The organism is Arthrobacter sp. SLBN-112 (genome assembly GCF_030944625.1).
Taxonomy (GTDB): Bacteria; Actinomycetota; Actinomycetes; order Actinomycetales; family Micrococcaceae; genus Arthrobacter.
This window is the reverse complement of sequence record NZ_JAUSXY010000001.1, coordinates 763,596-787,223: the sequence shown is the minus strand read 5'-3', so window position 1 is coordinate 787,223 and position 23,628 is coordinate 763,596. Positions and strand designations below refer to the sequence as shown.

Sequence of the window (23,628 nt, the reverse complement as noted above, 5' to 3'; positions counted from 1 at the left end):
TACCCGGAATCTGCGCTGAGAGTAGGCCAAACGGCCCGTCGCGGCCCGATTTCCACGCCGTTACCCACAGTTGTGGATAACTTGTGGGTATCCGGATGTTGTTAAGTGCATAAAGGGCCCTGCCGGTGCCTCCGATGCCTCTGTCTATGATGGTTCCCTGCCCAGCCGTTCTATCGAGAAGGACTCCCGTGAGCGTCACCGAGCACCTGTACCTGGACAAGCAGCACCCTGCCCTGTGGAGGGCGATCAGCGGCCTCGGACTGAAGGTGCAGGAAGCAGCGGAAGCCGCGGGATTGGGGACAGGCCTGCTGGAGCTCCTCAATGTGCGGATCTCCCAGATCAACGGCTGTGCCTACTGCCTGGACCTGCACGTACGGAAGGCCACTGAGGCCGGGGAAAGTCCACAGCGGCTCGCTGTGCTGCCGGCATGGCGCGACACTGCCCTGTTCACGGACAAGGAACGGGCCGCGCTGGCATTGGTGGAAAGCATTACCGAACTCCCCGACCCGGGGTCACGGGAAAGGGAAGAGGCATTTGCGCGGCAATGCCTTACTCCAGACGAATTTTCCGCGGTGAGTTGGGTGGCGGTGACCATGAATGCCTTCAACAGGGTGTCCATCACCAGCCACCACCCTGTCCGGCGCAGCCGTCCCTAGCACCGGATACGTCCGGCACGGTAGTTATCCACAGGTATTCCACACTGTTAATAACCACATCTGCCGGGCAAATTTCCGCGATATTGGGCGTCGGGGCGGCACAGGCGGCCACGGGGGAAAGGAACTGGCCCGGTTATCCACACTGTTGATAACCTTCCCAACAGTTGGGGACAGGCCCGGAGCGGCCTGCGCCGCGCTAGTCGGTCCAGATTCCGGAGGAACCCCGCCGGTGGCTCGCCAGGAGGTGCGTATCCACTATTCCCACGGCTTCCATCAAGGCGAACATGGTGGTGGGGCCAACGAACGAGAAACCCCGCTTCCGCAGCGCCTTGGACAACGCAACCGACTCCGCTGACTGGGTAGGGATGTCCGCCGCCACGCGGGGGCGGGGAGTACTCACCGGGCGGAAACTCCACACAAAGTCCACCAGCCCGCCGTCGTTCCGAAGCTCCAGGGTGGCCCGGGCGTTCTTGACGGCGGCATGGATCTTCAACCGGTTCCTGATGATGCCCGGGTCCTGCAGAAGCCGTTCCACGTCCGCGGCGCCGAATAAGGCCACGGCGTCGGGATCGAAGCCGGCAAAGGCGGCACGGAAAGCGGGACGCTTGCGCAGGATGGTGGCCCAGGAGAGTCCTGCCTGGAATCCTTCCAGGCAGATACGTTCGTAGAGGCCTTGCTCGTCCGTGACGGGCAGCCCCCACTCCTGGTCGTAGTAGTTACGCATCAACGGGTCGGTGGAGGCCCACGCGGGCCGTGCCAGGCCGTCGTCGCCAATGATCACGCCGGCCGAATCGGGAGACAGCTGGATCCTCCTCGGAAGAAGCTTTGCGAACGCGTCAGGAACGCCAGCGGGTGGTCATCAGGAATCCCACGATGGCAATGCCGAAGCCCGCCACGATGTTCCATGACTGCCACGCCTGGACCGGGAAGCGTCCCTCACTGATATAGAACGTAATGATCCAAAAGAGGCCAATGATCATCAGGCCGAACATCACCGGTTTAAACCACACGGGGTTGGGCTTGTAGGCCTCAGTGGAAGCCGGCCGGGCGGCGCTGGCGGTCTTCTTGCGAGGTTTCGACTCGGGCACGGGCTCTCCTTGGCGGGCTGGGCAAGCTCGGCGGTCCGGGCTTGATATCCTGCAAGAAGGAAATTGCCAGCGGTCTGCGCGATCTTGGTCAAATCTGGATTCTTACTAGCAGCCAATTCTAGCCGCAGTTGATGGGCACCCGGTGCCCGGGGTGGACGCCCGGAGGAGAACGCGTGGTATTGCAGGAGAAGGCCGGGCCTGTGGCCCCGACCGCACCCCGTGGCTCCCTGCTGCGCGGAACCATCCAGGTCATCGGCGAACTGCTGATCACCGCCGGCGTCATCCTCCTGCTCTTTGTGGCATGGCAACTGTGGTGGACCAATGTTGAATCTGACGCCAAGCAGAGCCAGGTCATCAAGGAATTCGCCCAGGACCTCAGCACCGCCGCACCGTCCCCGGCAGCCACGGCACCAGCCGTGCCGCCAGCCGCCGGTGAAGACTTCGGAAAGCCGGTGGTGGGAACGGCCCCCGGCCATGCCGGCACGATCGGCATCATGTACATCCCCCGGTTCGGCGCCACCTACACCCGTCCGATCGTGCAGGGGACCAGCCAGGATGTGCTGGACACCTTGGGGCTTGGCCACTACAGCAACACGGCCATGCCCGGGGCCGTGGGCAATTTTGCCGTGGCAGGCCACCGCCAGACGCACGGCGCGGTGTTGGACAACATCCACACGCTGGTGCCCGGCGACAAGATCTACGTCCAGACCAGGGACGGTTTCTATGTCTACGTTTTCCGGAACAACCAGATAGTCCTGCCCTCCCGCACCGACGTCCTGGAACCGGTGCCCACCCAGCCGGGCGTGGCACCGACCGAAAGTTACCTGACCATGACCAGCTGCAACCCCCGTTTCGGCGCCGAAGAACGCATCATCGCCTACGCCCTGCTGGAGAGTTGGCGTCCGGCGTCCGCAGGCCCGCCCAGTGAGATCGCGGCACAGGTTGCAGCCGCCACTGGAAAGGGCTGACCGTGTACGCCTGGATCTTCCGCCACCTCCCCGGCCCGCTCTGGCTGAGGATTGTCTTCTCGTTGGTACTGATCGCAATTGCCCTGGTATTGCTGGTCCAGTTCCTTTTCCCCTGGATGTCCCACTTCACCCAATTCACCGACTCGACGATTGGTTCCGCAGACCAGCCATGACCACAACCAAGATCCTCGTAGTGGATAACTATGACAGCTTCGTCTACACCCTGGTGGGCTACCTCCAGGAGCTCGGCGCCGAGACCACGGTGGTGCGGAACGACGACGTCACCCTTGCAGAGGCGATCGAACTCGCCGGCGCCAGGGACGGCGTCCTGATCTCACCCGGACCCGGCAACCCCGCCGAGGCAGGCGTCTGCATCGAGCTGATCAAGTGGTGCGGTGAACACAGTGTTCCGATGTTCGGAGTGTGCCTGGGCCACCAGGCACTGGCGGAAGCGTTCGGCGGCACCGTGACCCACGCCCCGGAGCTGATGCACGGCAAGACCTCCCAGGTGGAGCACATCGGCACCAGCGTGTTCGCCGGCCTCCCCTCCCCCATTACGGCCACCCGCTACCACTCGCTGGCAGCGGTCCGGGAATCCATCCCCGATGTCCTGGAGGTTACGGCACAAACCGCTTCCGGCGTGGTCATGGGACTGCAGCACAAGACCGCACCGCTCTGCGGCGTCCAGTTCCATCCCGAATCGGTCCTCACCGAGGGCGGGTACCAGATGCTCGGCAACTGGCTGGAGTCCCTGGGCATGAAGGGCGCCGCCGCGCGTGCGGCGAAGCTCAGCCCGCTCATCCAGCACTAACGGGCACGCCAGGCGGGCTCAGCCTTTCTTGGTGGGCTTCGGCGTGGGCGTGTCGGTGGGGCCCGGCGTCGGAGACGGCGATGGCGCCGGGGCAGGAGCCTTCGCAACCACCACCGTGATGGTCTTTCCCTGCTCGACGGCGGCGTTGACGGGGTCGCTTTGATCCGTCACCTTGCCCGGCTCCACCTGGGAGTTCTCCACCTCCACCACCAAGGGGACCAAGCCGATCCCCTTCAGCGCGGCCTCGGCCTCTTCGCGTGAAAGGCCCCGCAGTTCCGGAACCACTACCTTGCCTGTGGAGACCACCAGCTCGACGCTGGTGCCCACCCCGACGCTCTGCCCGGGGGCCGGGTTCGACGTAATGACAATCCCGGCGGGCACCGTGGCGCTGTTGGCCGTGGTGGTTGACGGTGCACCCACCAGGCCCACCTGGCGAAGGATGTCCCGTGCGGCAGCCTCGGTCTTGCCCGGCAGGCTGTCCGGAATCTTCACCGAGCTCGGCCCATCGGAAACATTGAGGACCACCTCGGCACCCGGATCCAGGGACGCCCCTGCCGAAGGATCGGTGCCGATGGCCGTTCCCTTGGCCACGGTATCGTTCTGCGACCGCGTGATCTTGGGACGCAGGTTCGCGTTGTACAGCGTCTGCAGCGCGGCACTTTCCGTCATGGCCGCCACCGAGGGAATCTGCACCTTGGCCACGGGTGCGGGCCGGTTGACCGTTTCGTAAAGCCAGAGGCCGGCTCCCGCCAGGACAAGCAGGGTGAAGATCACCAGAGTGGCAATCCACGCACGACGACGTGACTTCTGCCGCCGGCTTGGCTCGCGTTCCGGAGGGAGGCCAAGCGGAAGGGGCTCAGCCGCTGTGTGCGCGTCCGCCAGTTCCAGCGGACCGGCGCTGGCGTCGTCGTACATGCCGGCCGCAGCCAGCCGTCCGGTGGGAGCATCATCCAGGAAGCTTGTGCCGGATGCAGCGAAAGCCTCGGTGCGCGGCTGCGAGTCCGGAACGTGATCGTTGGGATCGGTGGGCGCCTCCGAAGCCGCCACGGCCGGCACGGCTACGCCGGCCTTCGCGGCCCGCAGGGCACGCCGGAAGGCTGCGGCATCCTGGAACCTGTCATCGCGGTTCTTCTGCAGGGCCTTGGCGATGACCGTGTCCAGTGCCGGAGAAACGTCGGGGTTCAGGCTGCTGGGTGGCTCGGCAATCTCCCGAACATGCTGGTAGGCCACGGATACCGGGCTGTCCCCGACGAACGGCGGCCGGGATGTCAGCATTTCATAGAGCAGGCACGCGGCGGAGTAGAGGTCGCTGCGGGCGTCGACGGTTTCGCCCCTGGCCTGCTCCGGAGAGAGGTATTGCGCGGTGCCGACCACCGCCTGGGTCTGGGTCATGGTGGCGGAGGAGTCAGCGATGGCCCGGGCGATGCCGAAGTCCATCACCTTCACCGAATTGGTACCCGGGCAGTACATCACGTTGGCCGGTTTGATGTCCCGGTGCACGATCCCGGCCTTATGGCTGTATTCCAGGGCCCCGAGGACACCCAGGCAGTAATCGATGGCGTGATCGATGGTCACTTCCTTGGCGCGGATCATATCGCGCAGGGTCTTGCCCTCAACGAATTCCATCACGATGTAGGGCATCCGCACGTCCTCGGCGGAGCCGTCGTGGACCAGGTGTTCACCGGTATCGAAGATGGCAACGATGGCCGGGTGGTTCAGGGCAGCCACCGCCTGGGCCTCGCGCTTGAACCGTGCCTGGAACTGGGGGTCCCTGGCCATGTCGGGGCGGAGCAGCTTGATGGCCACCGTCCTGCCGAGGCGGGTATCGGTTCCCCGGTAGACATCAGCCATGCCGCCGCGGCCAATAAGGCCGCCGAGTTCGTAGCGGCCGCTCAGGACACGCCGGTTATCCACCGGCAGGTTGTCCTCCCGGTGCAACGGTGTGCGTGATGACTCATTCACTGGTGGTCCCGGCGGTCAGGGAACGCAGGTTGGGGGCGTTTGGCCGGCCGCGCAGGTTGGAAGCGGTGAGATGGGCGTCGGCCCAGCCACGGGCGAGGTGGTTGGCGCAGGCGTTGGTGCCGCCGTGGTGGGGGCCGGTTTCGGTGCTGCCGCGTAGATCACGGTAATGAGCGAACCCTTGGGCACTGTCCCGGTGGGGTTCAGCTCCAGGACAGTGCCCGGGGTTGCGGTGCTCTCCTGCGGCAGGACCGTCACTTGGAGGCCCAATCCTGCGAGGGAAGCCTGTACCTGCCGGTAATCCTTGCCCAGGTAGGCCGCGGGGATCACGTTGACAGTGTCCTGGGTCGGCGTCGGTGTGGGGGTCGGTGTGCTGCGGGTCTGCGTAGGCGTGGCCGACGGGGTGGTGCGGGTGGGGGTGGCCGATGCGGACGGACTGCTGCTGGTGCTGGCGCCGGACGTCGGGTTGCCGGCCGGGGAGAAGAGACCCACCTGGTTCAGCAGGAAGCCCACCAGGGCGAACAGGAGCAGCAGGATCAAGGCGACCAAAGGCCAGGTCCAGGGGCTGCGGCCCTTGCGCCGGGGTTCATCGGCGGGGCCGTCGTCGTACGTCTCCTCCTCCCGGTCCCAGTTCCGCTCTGCCGCCAAGGCGTTGGCACGGGCGAGCGGCCCCTGCGGGCCGTGCCCGCCTGCTGCCATCCCTGCCGCGGCACCGGCGGCGCCGGCACCCAGGACCGGCAACGCCGAGGTTGCGGTAGGAGCGGAATCCTGCGCACCGATCACGCCGGTGGGAGCCGTAGCGGTGTCCACCGGGGCCGTGATGGGTCCGGTTTCGGCATCGAACAGCAGCATGCCCGGGACGGCGGCGCGTGCTGCGTTGATGTCGCCGTTCCGGATTGCCTCCGCGGCTTCGGCCAGCTTGATGGCGTTGGCCGGGCGGTTCTTGGGATCCTTGGCCAGCATGGACATCAGGAGTGCACGGACCGGGGTGGGCAGGGACTCCGGGAGCGGCGGCGGTGCGTCGTTCACCTGCGCCAGGGCGATGGCGATCTGCGATTCACCGGAGAAGGGCCGGTGGCCGGTGAGGCACTCGTAACCGATGACGCCCAGCGAATAGATGTCGGACGAGCCGGTGGCGGTCTGTCCCGTGGCTTGCTCCGGCGCCAGGTACTGCGCTGTCCCCATGACCTGGCCCGTCTGGGTGAGGGGGACCTGGTCGGCGAGGCGGGCGATGCCGAAATCGGTGACCTTCACCCGGCCGTCGGGGGTGATCAGCAGGTTTCCGGGCTTGATGTCGCGGTGGACAAGTCCCTGGGCGTGGGCGACGGCCAACGCCCGGGCGGTCTGGGCGATCATCGAGAGCGTACGGTCCGGTGAGAGCACCTGTTCGTGTTCGATAATGCTGCTCAGCGGCTGCCCCGGGACCAATTCCATGACCAGGTAGGCGGAGCCTTCCTCCTCGCCGTAGTCGAAGACGTTGGCGATGCCCACGTGGTTCAGCAGGGCCGTGTGCCGGGCCTCGGCGCGGAAACGCTGCAGGAAGCCCGGGTCACCGGTATATTCCTCCTTCAGCACCTTGATCGCGACGATGCGTCCCAGGACGAGGTCTTTGGCTTTCCAGACTTCCCCCATGCCGCCTATCGCGATCCGCGTGGTCAGCTGGAATCTGCCGCCGAGGGTGATTCCGGTTGTAGGCCTCACTTATTCAACACCGCCTCAAAAATCTTCTTCGCGTTGGGACTGGTCAGCTTTGCTCCCGCGTAGATGTCTACGCCTTCCATGACGATCGTGACGCTGACCTTCGGGTTGTCAGCAGGGGCGAACCCCGTGAACCACGAGTTGTTGGTTCCGTTTCCGAGTTCGGCAGTGCCGGTCTTACCCGCGACCTGGACGCCCGGGACGGCGGCCGTCTTGGCGATACCGTCAGTAACTACGCTGGTCATCCAATCGGTGATCTGCTTCGCGATCTCCGGGGTGGTGGAAGTGCGCAGCTGCTGCGGCTGTGGTTCGTCGATGACGCGCAGGTCAGGGGAACGCAGGGTCTTGACGAGGCTGGGTGCCATCTGGACGCCGCCGTTGGCGATGGCGTTTGTCAGCATGTTGATCTGCAGGGGCGTGGCACGGACATCCTTCTGGCCGATCGCCGACTGGGCCAGGCCAGGTGCATCCAGGTTGTCCGGGAACACGTTGCCCTGGGCATGGCCCAGCTTCAGCTGGTCCCCGACGTCCTCGCCAAGCCCGAACTTCTTTGCCTGGTCGGCGATGGCGTTGCGGCCAAGGTCCAACGCAATGCTTGCGAACGGCGTGTTGCAGGACTGCTGCAGCGCGAACGCGAAGGTGGCCGTGTCCCTGGTGTAGCAGTTGCCGCCGGCGTAGTTGGGCAGCTTGTACTGGATGCCGTCAAACGGCATTTCAGCGGGGTTGGGCAGCACGCTGTCCTTGTTGTACTTCCCCGAGGCAAGCGCCGCCGCCGTGTCCACGAGTTTGAAGACCGATCCCGGGGCGAGCAGCGCGCCGGTGGGGCCGCTGACGTTCTGGTTCAGGTTGATGCCCGGCACCTTGACCAGTTCGTTGATATTGGTGCTTTCCGCGGTTGGATCCTGCGTGGCCACGAGGTTCGGGTTGTACGAGGGTTTGGAGACCATGGCAAGGATGGCTCCGGTCTTGGGGTTGGTGACCACGATCGAGCCGCGCTGGCCGTCCGGGATGAGGCCGTAGGCCAGCTGCTGGAGCTGCGGATCTATGGTCAGTTCCACCGAAGCGCCCTTGGGCTGGTTTCCCAGGAAGAGCTGGCCCACACGGTCCAGGAAGAGCTGGTCGGAGTTCCCGGCCAGTTCAGCGCCCATGGACTGCTCCAGCCCGGTGGCGCCGTAATTCTGTGAGAAGTACCCGGTCAGCCCCGCGTATAGCTCAGGCTGGGTATAAGTCCTCTGGAATTTGCAGGTTTCCGAGTTGCTCTCCACCGACTCCGCTACCGGAGTCCCGCCCACAATGATCGAACCCCGGTCATTGCAGTAGGTCTGGAGGATGGCGCGCTTGTTCCAGGGGTTGTCCTTGAGCTCGTCGGCGCCCACCACCTGTACGTAGCTGATAGCCCCGAAGATCAGGGCGAACATTGCGATGGCGGCGACCCATGAGTGCCGTATTGCCTGGTTCACGCGTGCTTCACCGCCTCGGTTGGAGTATCAATGCCTGTGGATTCCGACCCGGCCGACGGTGAAAGCGGAGTGGTGTCCACCGGGCCCCGGGCCGTATGCGAGATCATCAGGAGCAGCCCGACGATTATCCAGTTGGCCAGCAGCGACGAGCCACCGGCCGCCAGGAACGGCGTGGTGAGTCCGGTCAGCGGGATGAGCCGCGTGACGCCGCCGATCACCACGAAGCACTGAAGTGCCACCGCGAAGGACAGTCCACAGGCCAGCAGCTTTCCAAAGGCGTCCCGGGTGCCCAGGGCGGCTCGGAACCCGCGGGTGAACAGCAGCAGGTACATCAGGACCACCGCGAAGAGCCCGATCAGGCCCAGCTCCTCGCCCAGCGAAGCAATGATCATGTCGCTGTTGGCGAACGGAACCAGGTCGGGGCGGCCCTGCCCCAGGCCGGTACCCACCAGGCCGCCGTTGGCCATGCCGAAGAGGCCCTCCACGATCTGGAAGCTGCCGCCGTACTGGCGCCCGTAAACCTGGTCGGTGAAGGCATTGAGCCAGCCGTCGATTCGCAGGCCCACGTGCGAGAACACCTGTGAGGCGATGAGGCCGCCGCCCAGGAGCAGGGCCATGCCGATGACCACCCAGCTGATGCGGCTGGTGGCCACGTAGATCATGACGATGAACAGGCCGAAGAACAGGACCGAGGAACCGAGGTCGCTCTGGAAAACCAGCACGCCGATGCTCACCAGCCAGGCAGCGACCATGGGACCGAGGTCCTTGAACCGCGGGAACTGCAGCGGCCCCACCTTGCGTCCTGCCAGCAGGATCAGGTCCCGGTTGGAGGAAAGATACCCGGCAAAGAAGATGGCGAGGGTGATCTTTGCGATCTCACCGGGCTGGAAGGTCATGGGACCAATCCGGATCCATACGCGGGCACCGAGGATCTCACCTGCGCTGATGCCCGGAATCAGGGGCAGCACCAGCAGGACGGCGCTGGCCGCCAGGGAAATGAAAGTGAACCGGCGCAACACCCGGTGGTCCTTCAGGAACCAGATAACGGCGATGGCCACAGCCATGGCGATCAACGTCCAGCGGAGCTGGTTGTTCCCGGTATCGCCGCCGGGAGGGTCCAGGCGGTGGATCATGGCCAGGCCGAGGCCGTTAAGGGCGACCACAAGTGGAAGTATTACCGGATCGGCATATTTAGCCCGGAATCGCAGGACGCCGTGAAAGGCCAGGGATGCTGCGGCCAGGAGGCTTGACTGGAACCAGAAATCGGAGTCGAAGGCCTTCTGCTGGTCCACCCCCACCAGCATGTTGGCGCCAACGCCGACCGCCAGGGCCAGCACCAGGAGCAGGAGTTCAACATTGCGACGGGGCTTGGGGGCGCTGCTTACCTGGCTCATTTGGCCCCCTGGCAGGTGATGGTGGGTGTGGGTGAAGGTGACGGTGCCGTCGGTGCGGGAGCGGGGGCGCCTGATGCCGGCGGGGGAGCCGCACTGTCGGTTGGTGCGGGCGGCGTGGCGGACGCAGACGGCTTGGGGCATTCCTCTTCCGGTGAGGTGCTGCCCGTCAACTCGAGGTTCTTGACGATCCGCTGTGCGTCGTAGAGGTCGTTGGCCGGAACCGTCTGGCGTACGCGCTGCTGCGAGAAGGGCGGCAGGGAATCCATCCGGATATCCGTCACGGCTTCAAGGGAGGACAGCTGGATGGGGCCCAACCGCTGGGAAACCCCGTTGTAGATGGCCACCCGGGAGTCGAACTCGCCCACGTAATAACGGGTTTGCGTCCAGGCGTAACCCAGCCAGAGGCCAACCCCCACCACGACCACCACGGCGGCCGCAACGGACCACGCCACCCAGCGGCGGGGCCGAAGGGGGACAAGGGTGTCCGCTGTGTCGCTTGCGGGTTCGGCTTTGTGGGTGAGCAGCGTTGCTGCACGTCTTGCCACGGTGCGTCCGGCAACCGTGGGGATGGACCCGGATTCTGCGGCGGAAGCGGCCGCGCCCACCAATTCATGCGGGCGGGAGGCGAGTTCTTCGCGGAGGACCTCGGCGGACAGGTGTTCGCCCAGGTGCGGGTCTGTGCCGCCAGGTTCAGTGGAGCTTGAGTCCGCGTCCTTGGCGTCGCCGTCGCCGTCGCCGTCGCCGTCGCCGTCTCCGGATCGCGGGGACGTGGGGGCCGTCCCGGCGTCGCCGGCACCGGCATCCGTTGGAGCGGAAGCCTGCTTGATATTGTCCGAAGCGGGAGTTGCCGGATTGGCGGCGGTACCGGCACTTGCCGTGGCAGCGGGCTTGCTGCCCGGCGGCATGATGATGTCGACGGCGGCCGTGCTGACGTCGTCGGGCGTTTCCGGAACGATGTCCAGGACCACCACGGTGACGTTGTCCGGGGAACCGGCCTCAAGGGTCAGGTCAACAAGGGTTTCGGCGCACTCGCGCAGGTCCTTGGTTTCCCGGACTGTCCGTTCCACGGCATGCCCTGCAACGTAGTTGAGCCCGTCCGAGCACAGCAGCCAGCGGTCGCCCTGGCGTGCTTCCAGGGTGTCCAGGTCAAGCTCGGGGCTGGCGTCAACATCACCCAGGACGCGCATCAGGACGTTTTTGTGCGGGTGGGTTTCTGCTTCTTCAGGCCGGAGGCGGCCCTCGTCGATCAGCCTCTGGACAAAGGTGTGGTCCACGCTGATCTGTTTGAATTCGCCGTCGCGGAGCCGGTAGGCGCGCGAATCGCCAATGTGGGCGAAATGCAGTTTCCCCTGCGCCAACAAAAGGGCTGTGACGGTGGTGCCCATCCCCGCCAGTTTGGGGTTGATGTGCACCAGTTCGGAGAGCAGGGAGTTTGCGGTCTGGATTTCGTCGGCGAGGATGGTGCCGGCATCGTCCCCGTGGTCCGGCCGGTCCAGGTGGATCATGTCCAGGACGGTGGCGGCGGAGGCAACGTCACCTCCCGCATGCCCGCCCATGCCATCGGCGACCACTGCCAGGTGGCGGCCCACATAGGCGGAATCGTCGTTCTTGGAGCGGATCCGGCCCACGTCGGAACGCGCTGCATAGCGCATGATGAGGGGCCGCTCCGCCGGTTCGGATCCGGGTGCGGGCTTTTCAGTGACGGCCACGGTTACGGCCTCAATTCAATGACCGTCTTGCCGATTCTCACGGGTACCCCTGGCTCAACCGGCAACGCACGGGTAAGTTGTTGGTCTCCCAGATAAGTTCCGTTGGTGGAGCCGAGATCCTCGATGAACCACCGGCTGCCCTGCGGGAAGAGTCTTGCATGGCGGCCGGAGGCGTAATCGTCCTCCAGGACCAGGGTGGCTTCCTGGGCACGTCCAAGCAGGATGGGGCTGGCGGCCAGGGGAAGGGTCTTGCCCTTGAGGGGGCCTTCCACCACCACCAATTGCCGGGCCTGCTGCTTCACGGGCTGTTGCGGCGGCTCGGCCAATTCCGGGTTCCGGCGCACCTGGCGTGCCGTGGGTGCCCCGGCCGCAGCTTTGCGGCCAACCATGAGGTCGCGGCGCATGGCCGAGACGATGCTGAAGATGAGCACCCACAGGAGCAGCAGGAAGCCGAACCGCAGCGCGGTGATGGTGAGGTCGCTCATGCGCGGCCACCCGGGTTGGCAGGAAGCAGGCGGAAGATGATCTTTGTCCGTCCCATCGTGATGGTGGAGCCGTCCGTGAGTTCGGTGCTTCCGGAGACCCTCTGCCCGTTGACGTAGCTGCCGTTGGTGGATCCGAGGTCCACCGCATTCGTTACGCCGTTGGCCGTGCGGATTTCGAGGTGGCGGCGTGAAACCCCGGTGTCCTCGATGTGGATGTCTGCCTCGGAGGACCGGCCCAGGATGATGGACGGTGCATTCAGCGAATAACGCTGGCCGTCGATATCGAGCACAGGCTGGAGCCTGGACGGCTGCCGGCTCGGTGCTGCCGGAACGTTGGGGCGCGCCTGGGCTGGGGCTGAATCCGCGGAGCCCTGTGATTTTTCGGTTGAGGAGGCGATCTCGAAGTCACCGGCGCGAAGCCCGGCGTCCCGTCGAAAGGAAATCCGGACCGGGCCCTGGAGAATGTAGTCCTGGCTGCGGACATGGTTGATGACGACGTCGCAGAGTTCCTCGGCGAGGGGAGTGCCCCAGTCCTGCGCGCGCCGGAAATCGTCATCACTGAGCTGGACGTCAAAAACGTTGGGCACCAGTGTACGGCCGGCGGCCACGGTAAGGGCCTTGTGGTCCACTTCGCGGCGTAGCCTGCTGGCGATCTCCACGGGCTCAACCTGGGCTTTGGAACCGGTGGAGAAGACACCGCGGACGGCCTTTTCAATGCCGCGTTCGACCTTGTCCAGCAGACCCATGGTTCTTCTCCTTTCCCCCCGGTTCCGGGGCAGTGGTTGTTCCTGACCGGCACCTGCAGCGCAGTGCACCGCAGTGCGGCGTGCCCGCCGAAGGCAGTCACTCCTGTACCCGATACTACTGGCCAGCCCTGTGAATGACCTTAATCCACAACGGCCGGGCGCCTGGAAAAGTTCGTATTCACAACCGGGCGGCCCCGAAGCCGCCGCGGCTTTGGGCGGCTTTGCCGGCCGGTTTTCGGTTCGGTTTGGGCGTGGCCTCGGAGGGGCCCCGGCATGGGGGTGGCGGCTGCCGGGCGGCCAATTGGTAATTTGCCGCATGTGTCCGTTATGCTTGATCTCGCTGCTTTTGCGAGGTGCAGGTACGGGAAACCGGGCCCGCTGAGTGGAAGAAGTTGCGCGCGAGTGGCGGAACGGCAGACGCGCTGGCTTCAGGTGCCAGTGTCCGAAAGGGCGTGGGGGTTCAAATCCCCCCTCGCGCACGCAATTATTAGAGAGCCCCGGTCTTGGACCGGGGCTCTTTTGCGTTCCCGTCCCGCCCGTATGCCACTTCTCCCCGGCATGTGGTCAAGTCCCCCTGGAACGCCGAGGGGAATAGTCCGTGCGAGGGGGAAAGTTAGCCGGGCGGGCGCGCGGAAGCCTTGAACCGGCGTCGCGAATTGGCCAGGTGGCTCCGCATGGCGGCCGCCGCGGCAGCCTCGTCGCCATCCGCGATGGCTTCCAGGATGGAGCGGTGTTCCAGTACCACCTGGTCGAAATGGTCCCGAGCATAATGTTCGACGCCGGTCATCAGGCGGGTGCGGGGCATCGCGATCATGGTCTGCCCCAGGGCTGCCAGGCAGTCGGAGTAGTAGGGATTGCCGGAGGCCGCTGCCACGGTGCGGTGGAATTCGAAGTCCGACTTCATGGCGTGGGCAGGGTGGCCCGAGCTCTCGGTAAAGGCCTCCAGTGCAGTGCCGACGGCCCGCAACTGCCTGTCCGTGCGGTTGCGGGCGGCCAATGCCGCGGCCTCCGTCTCCACGCCCATGCGGAACTCCAGCAGGTGGAGCCTGTCCTCGGTAGTGGTCACGGGGCGGCCGCCCGGCTTGGCCGAAGGCGCGTCCGTGGGTGGAATGAGGGCGAAACTGCCGCGCCCGCGTTCGGTTTCAACGAGTCCCTCGGCCTGCAGCCGGGTCAGGGCTGCGCGGACCACCGTGCGGCTGACGCCGAAGTCACTGATAAGCGTGTTTTCGCTGGGCAGCTTCTCACCCGGCTGGATGACGCCGTCGACGATGCGGTTGCGAAGGTCAGCGGCAAGATCCGCGGTGAGGTTCCGGCTCATGGGTCAAGGTTACGCGCCGAATTCCACGCTCTCGGTGGTCCAGGCGCGCGCCTGGTCGCTAAGGGTGACGCCGAGGCCCGGGCGGTCCGGAACGACCATCCGGCCGTCCTTGGTCTCCAGGCGCTCGTTGAACAGCGGGTCCAGCCAGTCGAAGTGCTCCACCCAGGGCTCGCGGGGGTAGGCCGCGGCGAGGTGGAGGTGGATTTCCATGGCGAAGTGCGGGGCAAGGCCCAGGCCGCGTTCGTCGGCCAGGGCGGCGAGGCGGAGGAACTGGGTGATGCCGCCCACGCGCGGGGCATCGGGCTGGATGATGTCGCAGCCGTTGGCGGCGATGAGGCCCTTGTGTTCGGCGACGGAGGCGAGCATTTCACCGGTGGCGATGGGCGTGTCCAGGACCTGCGCCAGGTGGGCGTGGCCTTCGAAGTCGTAGGCGTCCAGTGGCTCCTCGATCCAGACCAGGTCGAAGTCCTCGAGGCGGCGCCCCATGCGCAGGGCGGTGACGCGGTCCCACTGCTGGTTGGCGTCGACCATCAGCGGAACGTCAGGCCCGATGTGCTCCCGGATGCCTGCGACCCGGCGGAGGTCCTCCTTGCTGTCCGGCAGGCCCACCTTGATCTTGATGCCGCCGATGCCTTCCTCGATGGACCGTGTGGCACGTTCCTTCACCTCATCGAGGGTGGCGTTGAGGAAGCCGCCGGAGGTGTTGTAGGTCCGCACCGAGTCGCGGTATGAGCCCAGGAGCTTCGCCAGCGGCAGTCCCGCGCGTTTTGCCTTCAGGTCGTACAACGCGATGTCGACGGCGGCGAGGGCCTGGGTGGCGACGCCGGAGCGGCCCACTGAGGCGCCGGCCCACGAGAGTTTGGTGTAGATCCTGGCGATGTCATTGGGGTCCTCGCCGATCAGGCCTTCGGCGACCTCTTTTGCGTGGGCGTACTGGGCGGGCCCGCCGGCCCGCTTGGAGTAGCTGAAGCCGATGCCTGAATGCCCGAGTTCGGTGGTGATCTCGGCGAACAGGAAGACCACCTCGGTCATGGGCTTCTGCCGGCCGGTGAAGACCTTGGCGTCGCTGATGGGAACGGTGAGGGGCAGGCGCGCGGTGGACAGCTTGACGTGCCGGATCAGATCGACGGTGCTCATGGATTCTCCTAAAGGCGTGGCTGGGCTCCATCGCCCATACCCTTAGGATATAAGTTACAAACTTGTATTACAAGTATTGTAGCCCGTGCGGCATCCACCATTTCCGGGGGCCGTGATGGAATAGCGCCGGGCAGGGACGCTGTTGACGCAGGAATGAAGGCGATTACTTACAACGAATACGGCAGCCCCGACGTTCTTGAGCTCACGGAACAGCCCATGCCGAAAGTGGGGCCCGGAATGGTCCTGGTCAAGGTAAAGGCGGCTGCGGTCAACCCCGTGGACTGGAAGATCATGGCGGGATACCTGGACGCGGCCATGGACCTGCAGTTTCCGGCGATCCCGGGATGGGATGTGGCGGGCGTGGTGGAATCGGTGGGAATTGATTCCCGGCAGTTCAAGCCCGGCGACGAGGTGATCGCCTACGGGCGCAAGGACTATGTCCACGGCGGCAGCTTCGCCGAATACATTGCCCTGCCCGAAAGGCTCCTGGCCCGAAAGCCCGCCTCCCTTGACTGGAACGGGTCCGCAGGGCTGCCGCTGGCGGGTTTGACTGCCTACCAGGTCCTGGACCGCCTGGGCCTCACTTCCGGTGAGACCGTCCTGATCCACGGCGGAGCCGGCGGCGTGGGATCCCTGGGCATCCAGATTGCCGTGGCGCTGGGGGCCGACGTCATTGCGACGGCTTCGGAAAAGAACCACGATTTCCTCCGCTCCCTGGGTGCCCAACCCGTCACATATGGTGACGGCCTTGCCGACCGGGTCCGGTCCCTCCGTCCCGACGGAGTGGAGGTGGTTGCCGATTTCGTCGGCGGAAACCTGGCCGCCACCCTCGCGGTCCTTGCGGCAGGCGGACGGCATGCCTCGATCGCCGACAGTGACGTTGAGGAGCATGGCGGCACCTGGATGTGGGTAAGCCCTGTTGGCGCCCAGCTGCAGGAACTTGCGGACTTGGTGGATGACAGGAAAATGCGGGTGGAGGTTGCGGAGGTGTTCCCCCTGGCCCGGGCCGCGGATGCATTCCGGCTCAACATGTCCGGTCATACCCGCGGCAAGATTGTCGTGGAGGTGGACCAGGCCGTATGAGGCCCCGAGCGGCCGCTACCTCCTGATTGCCCCCAAACCTGCAATCAGGGCCTCGAGACCAAGGTGGAAGGCGGTGTCGGCCGGGCGGCCCCGTTCCTGCCCGGCCGGCGCGTCCTGTCCCGATGCCGAACTCCGCACGGCGGCCGTGAAGTACGGGGTGGATCCGGCCATGGATCCTGATTCGAAGATGTCCTCCGGTGCCGTGACATCGTAAGCGGAACCAAAGATGAAGGACTCCAGTGCCACGATGGATGGCACGATGTGGTCCTGGGGGAATCCGGCGTCGGAAAATCCCTTGCTGACGGTTTCGTACATGGCGAGGGTCTGCGGCGCGTCCGTAACCGGCAGGACGGCGATGACGGGAATCAGCGGGGTATGTTCGGCAAAGACGTCCCGGTAGCTCCAGGCCCAGGTCCGGACGGCGTCTTCCCAGCCGCCGGTGCCAAATCCGGAGACATCCACCAGGGACATCAGGTGGTCCTCCACCAGGAGCAGGACGTCCTGCTTGGATGCCACGTGGTTATAGAGTGCGGACGGTGCCACGTCGAGAACCTTGGCGAGGGCCGCCATGGTCAGTCCGTCATAGCCCTTGCGGCTGACCAGCTTCAGTGCGGCAGACGTAATCCCTGCCTTGTCCAGCACCGCCGCCGACGGCCTGCCCGCCCGCCTCCTCTGCGCGCCCCCGCTGGTGGTGGAGCGTCCCTGTGCGGCTGATACTGCCGGCATTGCTGCCCTTTCGTTGGTGGTCTCCAGCATTATTCCATCCGGTACTTCCGCTCCAAGCGGCCACCCGCTATAGTTCTAATAAATGAATGCCATTCATTTAGTGGTTTCCGTCACCTGGGAAACCAAAGAGAGGACATCATGCTGAACCTGAACCGCGACGTCGTGGTCGTTGGAGCCGGGCCGTCCGGACTCACCGCCGCCCGTGAACTGAAGAAGGCCGGCCTCACCGTTGCCGTGCTCGAGGCCCGCGACCGCGTGGGCGGCCGCACCTGGACGGACACCGTGGACGGCGCCATGCTCGAGATTGGCGGCCAGTGGGTCTCCCCGGACCAGACGGCCCTCCTGGAACTGCTCCAGGAACTGAACCTGGAGACCTATCCGCGTTACCGCGATGGTGAGTCCATCTACATCGGCACGGACGGCGCGCCCGTGCGCTACACCGGCGACACCTTCCCCGTGGACGCGGACACCGCCGTCGAAATGGACCGCCTGGTGGCCCTCCTGGACGGCCTGGCCGCCGAAATTGGTGCCACGGAGCCGTGGGCCCACCCGAAAGCCCGGGAACTGGACACCATCTCCTTCCATCACTGGCTGCGGCAAAACTCGGCCAACGAGGAAGCCTGCAAGAATATCGGTCTCTTCATTGCAGGCGGCATGCTCACCAAGCCGGCCCACGCCTTCTCCGCCCTGCAGGCGGTCCTGATGGCTGCCTCGGCCGGCTCGTTCACCCACCTGACCGACGAGGACTTCATCCTGGACCGCCGCGTGGTGGGCGGGATGCAGCAGGTTTCGCTGCTCCAGGCGCAGGAGTTGGGCGACGACGTCGTCCTGGATTCCCCGGTGCGCACCATCAACTGGGAGCCGGATGCCGACGGCGGGCACCGCGTGAGCGTCGAGTCGGACCGCGCCACCGTGAATGCCCGGTTTGTGATCATGGCCGTGCCGCCTAACCTCTACTCCCGCGTCTCCTTCAACCCGCCGCTGCCACGCCGCCAGCACCAGATGCACCAGCACCAGTCCCTGGGCCTGGTCATCAAGGTCCATGCCGTCTACGCGACGCCTTTCTGGCGGGACAAGGGGCTCTCGGGCACCGGCTTCGGTGCGGATGCCCTGGTCCAGGAGGTGTACGACAACACCAACCACGGAGATTCCCGCGGCACCCTGGTTGGCTTTATTTCGGATGAAAAGGCCGACGCCGTCTTCGAACTCAGTGCCGAGGACCGCAAGCGCGCCATCCTGGAGTCCATCGCCGGCTTCCTGGGCGAGGAGGCGCTGGCTCCGGAGGTCTACTACGAGTCCGACTGGGGCTCGGAGGAGTGGACCCGCGGCGCCTACGCTGCCAGCTACGACCTGGGGGGGCTGCACCGCTATGGAAAGGACCAGCTGGCTCCTGTTGGCCCGATCTACTGGTCCTCCTCCGACCTTGCTGCGGAAGGTTACCAGCACGTCGACGGGGCCGTCCGGCTGGGACGCCTGACTGCCGCGCGCATCGCCGAGGTGGCAAAGGTTCCGATCGCCGCCGGCTGGTAAATAAGCATGCTTACTAATAGGCTGGCGGCGGGGAGCGTCCCCGACTTCAGACGAACGAGGTGAGGCATGACTGACGCCCAGAGCATCAGCAAGGTTACTGAGATCATCAACGATGCCAAGATCGGGATGGTCACCACCATCAACGAAGAAGGCGCCCTCGTCAGCCGTCCGCTGGCAGTCCAGGAAGTCATGGACGACGGCGACATGTGGTTCTTCACGGGCCTGGGTACCTCGCAGGTTGCGCACGTCCGGGCTGATCCGCGCGTCAACGTCGCCTTCGGCAAGAACACCGAATGGGTTTCCGTGGCCGGAACCGCCGAGGTTGTCACGGATCGGGCCAAAATCCACGAAATGTGGAACCAGGTGGTTGAAGCCTGGTTCCCGGACGGTCCGGACACCCCGGAGGTGTGCCTGCTCCGGGTCGAATCCGAATCCGCGGAGTACTGGACCAGCCCGGGTGGCACGGCGGCAACCGTGCTGCAGTGGGTGAAGTCTAAGGTCACCAACAGCCGGATGAGCGTTGGCGAGAGCGGAACCGTGGAGCTCTAAGCAGTGCCAGGGGGCGGGGCGGCTACGGCTGCTCCGCCCTTTTCAGTGCCTGCAGGACGGCCGGCAGCAGCACGTCATTGCGGCCCCACAGCGGATCCAGGATTTCCACGTACCAGGAGTCCGCGAGGAGCAGGGCCAGGGCATCGTTGGTTTCCACTGCCCAGTCCCGGATCTGTTCCTCCTCCACCGGGTTCTCGCTGGAGCCGAGCACCGTTGTGACTTCCGATCCGGCCAGGGTCACGGGGATGGCTGCGCTGCTTGCCTCACCCGGTGCGTGCGCCACGGTCACCAGCTCGGTGCGGGTGGATAACGCCAGCAGTTCGCCGGCGGTGGCGGCGCTGCAGAAGCCGGTGACATACTCCCGTTGCGCCGCGGCGCCGTCCCGGATGCCGGGCTGGGATTCCTTGGTGAACAGCCCATGCCGGTTCAGCTCGGCCAGGGCTGTGGCGATGGGCTTGGTCTCGTTGTCGGAGCCCGGAGCAAAATGTCCGGGCTGGTATGAACTCCCGCCCTCCAGCCATCGGGCCGTCAATTCCCCGGCGGCCTCGAGGGTGGTGGCTTGGCGCCAGACTCCACGGTCCTCCAGCAGCCTTCCGAACTTGTCATGGACCGGCATTTCCTCAGGCTTCATCTTCTGAGGCTATCGCCGGTGCTGCTGCCCGATCCACCGCTCGCGACACAGCAGTTAATGTCAGCCGGCTTGGTCGGCCGGCTGACGGGACGGAATTCCCGCCGACCGTTCGGCCGCCGCCAGGGTTGCCGCGAGGCTTCCGACGGCGTCCGGGTAGGTGGTGTGAGCGGCAGTGCGCAGCTGGTCCGCCCTCCGCATTGCCTTGATCAGGGCCGAGGTCTCCGGCCGCCGCACATCGGCCAGTGCGGGGTAGTCGATACTGCTGGCCGGATCGAGCTCATAGCGGCGCCAGCGGACCAGAAGCTCGTCATGGCGTGCTGTGGCGGCCTGATGGGCGGAGAGCTGCTGCCGGTGCTCACGGCGCGCGGCATGCCAAGCCAGGTAACGGGGAGTGCCGTGGTGGGCGCCAATTCCCGCGGCCACAGCGGCTCCCGCCATGACAAGCCCGGCCCAAGGGGACGTCATGGCAGGGATGATCAACGCAGGAAGTGCTACGCAGGAGCCCAGGAAGACGTCCCAAAAGAGCTGGTCCGGCACCTCCGCCGCGCGGCCCGCCCGGCCCTGGGCCCGCCGTCGTACGGAAAAAACAGTGGCGGCCACGCTGGCAACCAGTACAGGACCGCATAACAGGACCGCCCACGCACCCTGATGCAGTCCCTGGAACAGGAGTTCGGCCATGGCTGACATTTTGCACCTCCAGCGCCCGCAGGCCCCGGCCGGAACGCCCGGGCTGGTCATTCCATTGCATCGTCTTCCGGGCACAGCGTCAATGGCATCCGGCCCCGGAATAAACGCCGAACAGCGCTGTTGTCCCGTTTAGGAGCGCCGCGCAGGCAAGGAGGCGGACGATGGTCAGGATCGCAGTGGTGGCGGGCAGTACGCGGCCGGGGCGACGCGGCCGGGACGTGGCAGACTGGGTGCTCAGGCGCGCGGGGGAGCACGGCGGCGCCGAATTCGGGATGCTTGACGTGGCAGACTTCGATCTTCCCCTCCTGGACGAGCCGGTGCCGCCTTCACGGGGCAAATACCAGAACGACCCCACGAAGCAGTGGGCCGCGGCGGTCAGGGAATTCGACGGGTATATCTTTGTCACCGCCGAATACAACCATTCAGTTCCCGCGGCCCTGAAGAATGCTTTGGACTACCTCTACGCCGAATGGAACAACAAGGCAGCCGCATTCGTCAGCTACGGGAGCGCCGGTGGTGTCCGGGCGGTGGAGAACCTGCGGCTGATCGCCGGCGAGCTCCAGATGGCCGACGTGCGGGCCCAGGTTGCGCTCACGTTTGCCACAGACTTCCGGGAGTACACCACCTTCACACCCTCCGACGGCGCCGAACAGTCACTCCAGCGGCTCTTTGGCCAGATCATTTCCTGGGCGACCGCACTGCAAACGCTCAGGGCATGAGTACCGTGGACCCATGCGTATCAAAATGTGCAGCATCCACGTCCAGGATCCCGCCACCGCCCATGCCTTCTATACAGGGACCCTGGGTTTCGACACGCTCATGGCCATGCCTGAGTACAACCTCTACATCATCAAGGATCCTGGCGCGGATGACAGTTCCACCGGGCTGCTCCTGGAACCCAGCGACAACCCGATCGGCGCGGACTACATGAACGCCGTCCGTGAGGCAGGCCTGCCCGCCATCGTCTTCGGCGTCCCGGATGTCCAGGCCGAGTACGAACGGCTGACGGCCGCCGGTGTCAGCTTCAAGACCCCGCCCACCACGGATCCGTTCGGTACCAGCGCCGTGTTCGACGACGGCTGCGGCAACTACATCCAGATCCACCAGGACTGAGGCTACTTCGCCTGTTCGCGGTCCTTCTTGGCTTGCTTCTTCACGGCCTCGTCCTTGACCCGCTGGGCCGCGGCGCGGACAGCCGCGTGCGTGGAGCGTTCGGTGACCAGCCACTGCGGCGGTGCCTGCAGCAGGGCGGTGATTTCCGCCGTCGTGAGCGCTTCCTCCACGCCGCCGCGGGCCAGGCCGCTGATGGAGACGTTGAGCTTCTGGGCGACCACCGGGCGGGGATGCGGGCCGTTGCGGCGGAGTTCGGCGAGCCACTCCGGCGGGTTGGCCTGAAGCTCGGCGAATTCCTCGCGGGTGATGGTTGAATCCTGGAACTCCTGCGGCGCAGCAGGCAGGTAGATGCCAAGTTTCTTGGCAACAGTGGCCGGCTTCATGGACTGGGAGTTTGCAGAGGTCATGCTTCAAGGGTATCCGGGCGGCGGGTACTGTGAAGACGTGCCCGCCGACAATACCCCTGCCCCTGACGCCCCCGATGCCATTGCCGGGGCCGAGCCGCGGATGCTGCGCATCTCCTACGTGGCAGGAGTGACGCCGGGCAAGTGGATCCGCCGGTGGGAGGAGCGGATGCAGGATATTCCGCTGCGGGCATTCATGGTCGACGACGCTGACCAGCTTCAGGTGCTGCGTGACAGTGCGGCGGACATGGCGTTCGTCCGCCTTCCGGTTGACCGGGAGGGCCTCAGCGTTATCCCGCTTTATGAGGAGCAGCCCGTGGTGGTGGCTCCCAAAGGCCACGAGATTTCGGTGTTCGAGGAAGTGGCGCTTGCCGACCTCGCACAGGAATCATTCCTCGACGTTGCTGCATTGGGCGGACCGGAGGCGGCGCTCCAGGTGGTTGCCGCCGGTGCCGGGCTGGTGATCCTCCCCATGCCGGTGGCGCGCCACTTCAACGTCAAAGACACGGTGGCGCGGCGGCTGACGGGGACGGACGGAACGGAGATCGCGTTGGCCTGGCCCGCCGAAGCCACGGACGAGGTCCTCGAGGAATTCATTGGCATCGTGCGCGGGCGCACCGCCCAAAGTTCGCGGCAGCCGTCGGCACAGCCGGTCAAGGAAAAGAATGAAGCCAAACCTGACCGGCGGGGAACCGGTACCAAAAAGGCACCCAAAGTGGCCCAGCGCTACGCCCCAAACCCGGACAAGGGCCGGGGCCGGGGCTCGCGGAAAAAGGGCAAAAGATAACCAATTCCTGGTTCGCCGGCAGTCGAATGATAAGTCTACTTGCGGATATGTTGCTAAGCATGCTTATTGTAGAAGGGTAGCGACGCGGGGTGACCAGCACCTTGCCACCTGCAGGAAGGCCGCGGCCCGATGACCAGCAACCTCGATCCGGATGCCCGGAGCAGTTACCGCCTGATCACGCTGGCGGCACGCATGATCCAGCGGCGCCAGGACGATGCCCTCGCCCACCTTGGCCTGACCCGTGCCAGTGTTATTGCCCTGGAAGGGCTTACCGGGGGCCCGCTTAACCAGGAGCAGCTTGCCGAGGAGATCAGGGTCCAGAGCCAGACGCTGGGCCGGGTCCTCACGCGACTGGAAGCCGCCGGACTGATTACCCGGACCCGGCAGGCCTCGGACCGCCGGCAGTTCAAAGTGGAATTAACCACTTCCGGCACCGCTGCCGTCGAAGCCGCACGGCAGGCGGAGGTCAACGCCTATCCCCATGACTCCGACATCTCTTGGAAGGCCCTCCGGGAGGAGCTCACCAAGTTTGTCCACGCCGTGCCGCCCGGCAGGGAGACAGGCGTGGTCCCGTTTGCCCCGCCCGAACACCGGACCGGGCACCGGGCGCAGTCCAGCCGGGCAAGCGGCATGCGGGCGTGGGACCAGCCCCGCCAGAACTGACGGGCCAGGAGACCGGACTTACCGCA

Annotated in this window: 26 protein-coding genes and 1 tRNA gene; 12 read left to right on the top strand and 15 right to left on the bottom strand. The window is 65.6% G+C overall.

The genetic code is table 11. The features are described 5' to 3' along the window. The first annotated feature begins 188 nt into the window (after nucleotides 1-188). Complete coding sequence (locus tag QF050_RS03735; protein WP_308929219.1) at nucleotides 189-656, top strand: carboxymuconolactone decarboxylase family protein; 468 nt, start codon at nucleotides 189-191, stop codon at nucleotides 654-656. Between the two features lie 196 nt (nucleotides 657-852). On the opposite strand, the gene QF050_RS03730 is transcribed toward QF050_RS03735, so the two are convergent. Continuing rightward, a complete protein-coding gene (locus QF050_RS03730) occupies nucleotides 853-1,458 on the bottom strand; it encodes a DNA-3-methyladenine glycosylase I (RefSeq protein ID WP_308932094.1) in 606 nt (201 codons plus the stop codon). Nucleotides 1,459-1,492: 34 nt separating this feature from the next. Continuing rightward, entirely contained in the window at nucleotides 1,493-1,744 is a 252-nt protein-coding gene (locus QF050_RS03725; protein ID WP_308929218.1) for a cell division protein CrgA, read from the bottom strand. Between the two features lie 173 nt (nucleotides 1,745-1,917). Here QF050_RS03725 and QF050_RS03720 point away from each other — a divergent pair, with 173 nt between their 5' ends. The 3 genes from QF050_RS03720 to QF050_RS03710 are packed head-to-tail and all read left to right on the top strand — an operon-like array spanning nucleotide 1,918 to nucleotide 3,523. After that, nucleotides 1,918-2,712 carry a class E sortase gene (locus QF050_RS03720; protein ID WP_308929217.1) on the top strand — a complete coding sequence of 265 codons (795 nt, stop codon included), beginning with the start codon at nucleotides 1,918-1,920 and terminating at the stop codon, nucleotides 2,710-2,712. A gap of 2 nt (nucleotides 2,713-2,714) precedes the next feature. Continuing rightward, nucleotides 2,715-2,885, top strand: coding sequence for a hypothetical protein (locus QF050_RS03715; RefSeq protein ID WP_308929216.1), 171 nt, complete (start codon nucleotides 2,715-2,717; stop codon nucleotides 2,883-2,885). Further along, complete coding sequence (locus tag QF050_RS03710) at nucleotides 2,882-3,523, top strand: aminodeoxychorismate/anthranilate synthase component II (protein WP_308929215.1); 642 nt, start codon at nucleotides 2,882-2,884, stop codon at nucleotides 3,521-3,523. Before QF050_RS03715 ends, QF050_RS03710 begins: the two co-directional genes overlap by 4 nt. An 18-nt stretch (nucleotides 3,524-3,541) precedes the next feature. Here QF050_RS03710 and pknB read toward each other — a convergent pair whose 3' ends face one another. From pknB to QF050_RS03675, 7 genes are read right to left on the bottom strand one after another with little or no spacing between them, the layout of a single operon-like run. After that, the gene (pknB, locus tag QF050_RS03705) at nucleotides 3,542-5,485 is read right to left on the bottom strand and encodes a Stk1 family PASTA domain-containing Ser/Thr kinase (protein WP_308929214.1); all 1,944 of its coding nucleotides are present in this window, start codon (nucleotides 5,483-5,485) and stop codon (nucleotides 3,542-3,544) included. A 15-nt stretch (nucleotides 5,486-5,500) separates the two neighbouring features. Beyond that, nucleotides 5,501-7,183: a protein kinase gene (locus QF050_RS03700; protein WP_308929213.1), complete on the bottom strand. Its 1,683-nt coding sequence runs from the start codon at nucleotides 7,181-7,183 to the stop codon at nucleotides 5,501-5,503. Then, nucleotides 7,180-8,640, bottom strand: a complete 1,461-nt coding sequence (locus QF050_RS03695; RefSeq protein ID WP_308929212.1) for a penicillin-binding protein 2 — start codon at nucleotides 8,638-8,640, stop codon at nucleotides 7,180-7,182. Before QF050_RS03695 ends, QF050_RS03700 begins: the two co-directional genes overlap by 4 nt. Beyond that, nucleotides 8,637-10,034, bottom strand: coding sequence for an FtsW/RodA/SpoVE family cell cycle protein (locus tag QF050_RS03690; protein ID WP_308929211.1), 1,398 nt, complete (start codon nucleotides 10,032-10,034; stop codon nucleotides 8,637-8,639). Before QF050_RS03690 ends, QF050_RS03695 begins: the two co-directional genes overlap by 4 nt. After that, nucleotides 10,031-11,743, bottom strand: coding sequence for a PP2C family serine/threonine-protein phosphatase (locus tag QF050_RS03685; protein ID WP_374121497.1), 1,713 nt, complete (start codon nucleotides 11,741-11,743; stop codon nucleotides 10,031-10,033). The genes QF050_RS03690 and QF050_RS03685 overlap by 4 nt, the downstream gene beginning before the upstream one ends. Before the next feature lie 2 nt (nucleotides 11,744-11,745). Further along, nucleotides 11,746-12,228 carry an FHA domain-containing protein gene (locus QF050_RS03680; protein ID WP_285243413.1) on the bottom strand — a complete coding sequence of 161 codons (483 nt, stop codon included), beginning with the start codon at nucleotides 12,226-12,228 and terminating at the stop codon, nucleotides 11,746-11,748. Next, nucleotides 12,225-12,974 (bottom strand): DUF3662 and FHA domain-containing protein, encoded by a 750-nt coding sequence (locus QF050_RS03675; protein WP_308929210.1) that lies wholly within the window; start codon nucleotides 12,972-12,974, stop codon nucleotides 12,225-12,227. The genes QF050_RS03680 and QF050_RS03675 overlap by 4 nt, the downstream gene beginning before the upstream one ends. A 396-nt stretch (nucleotides 12,975-13,370) precedes the next feature. On the opposite strand from QF050_RS03675, the gene QF050_RS03670 reads away from it, so the two are divergent. After that, nucleotides 13,371-13,453, top strand: a tRNA-Leu gene (locus QF050_RS03670). A gap of 134 nt (nucleotides 13,454-13,587) precedes the next feature. Here QF050_RS03670 and QF050_RS03665 read toward each other — a convergent pair. Both QF050_RS03665 and QF050_RS03660 read right to left on the bottom strand, forming a co-directional pair. After that, nucleotides 13,588-14,292, bottom strand: a complete 705-nt coding sequence (locus QF050_RS03665) for an FCD domain-containing protein (protein WP_308929209.1) — start codon at nucleotides 14,290-14,292, stop codon at nucleotides 13,588-13,590. 9 nt (nucleotides 14,293-14,301) lie between these two features. Further along, entirely contained in the window at nucleotides 14,302-15,429 is a 1,128-nt protein-coding gene (locus QF050_RS03660) for a mandelate racemase/muconate lactonizing enzyme family protein (protein WP_308929208.1), read from the bottom strand. Between the two features lie 153 nt (nucleotides 15,430-15,582). Between QF050_RS03660 and QF050_RS03655 the strand changes: the two genes are divergently transcribed. Further along, complete coding sequence (locus tag QF050_RS03655) at nucleotides 15,583-16,512, top strand: NADP-dependent oxidoreductase (protein WP_308929207.1); 930 nt, start codon at nucleotides 15,583-15,585, stop codon at nucleotides 16,510-16,512. Nucleotides 16,513-16,527: 15 nt separating this feature from the next. Here the strand turns inward: QF050_RS03655 and QF050_RS03650 are convergent, their stop codons facing one another. Next, complete coding sequence (locus QF050_RS03650; RefSeq protein ID WP_308929206.1) at nucleotides 16,528-17,238, bottom strand: TetR/AcrR family transcriptional regulator; 711 nt, start codon at nucleotides 17,236-17,238, stop codon at nucleotides 16,528-16,530. Between the two features lie 138 nt (nucleotides 17,239-17,376). Here QF050_RS03650 and QF050_RS03645 point away from each other — a divergent pair, with 138 nt between their 5' ends. After that, a complete protein-coding gene (locus QF050_RS03645) occupies nucleotides 17,377-18,768 on the top strand; it encodes a flavin monoamine oxidase family protein (RefSeq protein WP_374121496.1) in 1,392 nt (463 codons plus the stop codon). A 66-nt stretch (nucleotides 18,769-18,834) separates the two neighbouring features. Further along, a complete protein-coding gene (locus QF050_RS03640) occupies nucleotides 18,835-19,317 on the top strand; it encodes a pyridoxamine 5'-phosphate oxidase family protein (RefSeq protein WP_308929205.1) in 483 nt (160 codons plus the stop codon). A gap of 22 nt (nucleotides 19,318-19,339) precedes the next feature. On the opposite strand, the gene QF050_RS03635 is transcribed toward QF050_RS03640, so the two are convergent. Together QF050_RS03635 and QF050_RS03630 are read right to left on the bottom strand one after the other, a co-directional pair. After that, a complete protein-coding gene (locus QF050_RS03635) occupies nucleotides 19,340-19,948 on the bottom strand; it encodes a hypothetical protein (RefSeq protein WP_308929204.1) in 609 nt (202 codons plus the stop codon). Nucleotides 19,949-20,008: 60 nt separating this feature from the next. After that, entirely contained in the window at nucleotides 20,009-20,626 is a 618-nt protein-coding gene (locus QF050_RS03630; RefSeq protein ID WP_308929203.1) for a hypothetical protein, read from the bottom strand. Between the two features lie 170 nt (nucleotides 20,627-20,796). Between QF050_RS03630 and QF050_RS03625 the strand changes: the two genes are divergently transcribed. Both QF050_RS03625 and QF050_RS03620 read left to right on the top strand, forming a co-directional pair. Beyond that, the gene (locus tag QF050_RS03625) at nucleotides 20,797-21,354 is read left to right on the top strand and encodes an NAD(P)H-dependent oxidoreductase (protein ID WP_308929202.1); all 558 of its coding nucleotides are present in this window, start codon (nucleotides 20,797-20,799) and stop codon (nucleotides 21,352-21,354) included. Nucleotides 21,355-21,367: 13 nt separating this feature from the next. Continuing rightward, a complete protein-coding gene (locus QF050_RS03620) occupies nucleotides 21,368-21,748 on the top strand; it encodes a VOC family protein (protein WP_308929201.1) in 381 nt (126 codons plus the stop codon). A gap of 2 nt (nucleotides 21,749-21,750) precedes the next feature. On the opposite strand, the gene QF050_RS03615 is transcribed toward QF050_RS03620, so the two are convergent. Further along, on the bottom strand, nucleotides 21,751-22,155 hold the full coding sequence (locus QF050_RS03615) for a DUF5997 family protein (RefSeq protein ID WP_308929200.1): 405 nt from the start codon (nucleotides 22,153-22,155) through the stop codon (nucleotides 21,751-21,753). Between QF050_RS03615 and QF050_RS03610 the strand changes: the two genes are divergently transcribed. Then, nucleotides 22,118-22,939 (top strand): LysR substrate-binding domain-containing protein, encoded by an 822-nt coding sequence (locus QF050_RS03610; RefSeq protein ID WP_308932091.1) that lies wholly within the window; start codon nucleotides 22,118-22,120, stop codon nucleotides 22,937-22,939. The genes QF050_RS03615 and QF050_RS03610 overlap by 38 nt on opposite strands. 129 nt (nucleotides 22,940-23,068) lie before the next feature. After that, the gene (locus QF050_RS03605; protein ID WP_308929199.1) at nucleotides 23,069-23,602 is read left to right on the top strand and encodes a MarR family transcriptional regulator; all 534 of its coding nucleotides are present in this window, start codon (nucleotides 23,069-23,071) and stop codon (nucleotides 23,600-23,602) included. Nucleotides 23,603-23,628 lie beyond the last annotated feature (26 nt).

Coding starts and splice junctions, on each gene's coding strand:
- QF050_RS03710 (WP_308929215.1), top strand. CDS start 2,882: ATGACCACAACCAAGATCCTCGTAGTGGATAACTATGACAGCTTCGTC.
- QF050_RS03690 (WP_308929211.1), bottom strand. CDS start 10,034: ATGAGCCAGGTAAGCAGCGCCCCCAAGCCCCGTCGCAATGTTGAACTC.
- QF050_RS03680 (WP_285243413.1), bottom strand. CDS start 12,228: ATGAGCGACCTCACCATCACCGCGCTGCGGTTCGGCTTCCTGCTGCTC.
- QF050_RS03675 (WP_308929210.1), bottom strand. CDS start 12,974: ATGGGTCTGCTGGACAAGGTCGAACGCGGCATTGAAAAGGCCGTCCGC.
- QF050_RS03665 (WP_308929209.1), bottom strand. CDS start 14,292: ATGAGCCGGAACCTCACCGCGGATCTTGCCGCTGACCTTCGCAACCGC.
- QF050_RS03660 (WP_308929208.1), bottom strand. CDS start 15,429: ATGAGCACCGTCGATCTGATCCGGCACGTCAAGCTGTCCACCGCGCGC.
- QF050_RS03655 (WP_308929207.1), top strand. CDS start 15,583: ATGAAGGCGATTACTTACAACGAATACGGCAGCCCCGACGTTCTTGAG.
- QF050_RS03650 (WP_308929206.1), bottom strand. CDS start 17,238: ATGCCGGCAGTATCAGCCGCACAGGGACGCTCCACCACCAGCGGGGGC.
- QF050_RS03645 (WP_374121496.1), top strand. CDS start 17,377: ATGCTGAACCTGAACCGCGACGTCGTGGTCGTTGGAGCCGGGCCGTCC.
- QF050_RS03640 (WP_308929205.1), top strand. CDS start 18,835: ATGACTGACGCCCAGAGCATCAGCAAGGTTACTGAGATCATCAACGAT.
- QF050_RS03635 (WP_308929204.1), bottom strand. CDS start 19,948: ATGAAGCCTGAGGAAATGCCGGTCCATGACAAGTTCGGAAGGCTGCTG.
- QF050_RS03630 (WP_308929203.1), bottom strand. CDS start 20,626: ATGGCCGAACTCCTGTTCCAGGGACTGCATCAGGGTGCGTGGGCGGTC.
- QF050_RS03625 (WP_308929202.1), top strand. CDS start 20,797: ATGGTCAGGATCGCAGTGGTGGCGGGCAGTACGCGGCCGGGGCGACGC.
- QF050_RS03620 (WP_308929201.1), top strand. CDS start 21,368: ATGCGTATCAAAATGTGCAGCATCCACGTCCAGGATCCCGCCACCGCC.
- QF050_RS03615 (WP_308929200.1), bottom strand. CDS start 22,155: ATGACCTCTGCAAACTCCCAGTCCATGAAGCCGGCCACTGTTGCCAAG.
- QF050_RS03605 (WP_308929199.1), top strand. CDS start 23,069: ATGACCAGCAACCTCGATCCGGATGCCCGGAGCAGTTACCGCCTGATC.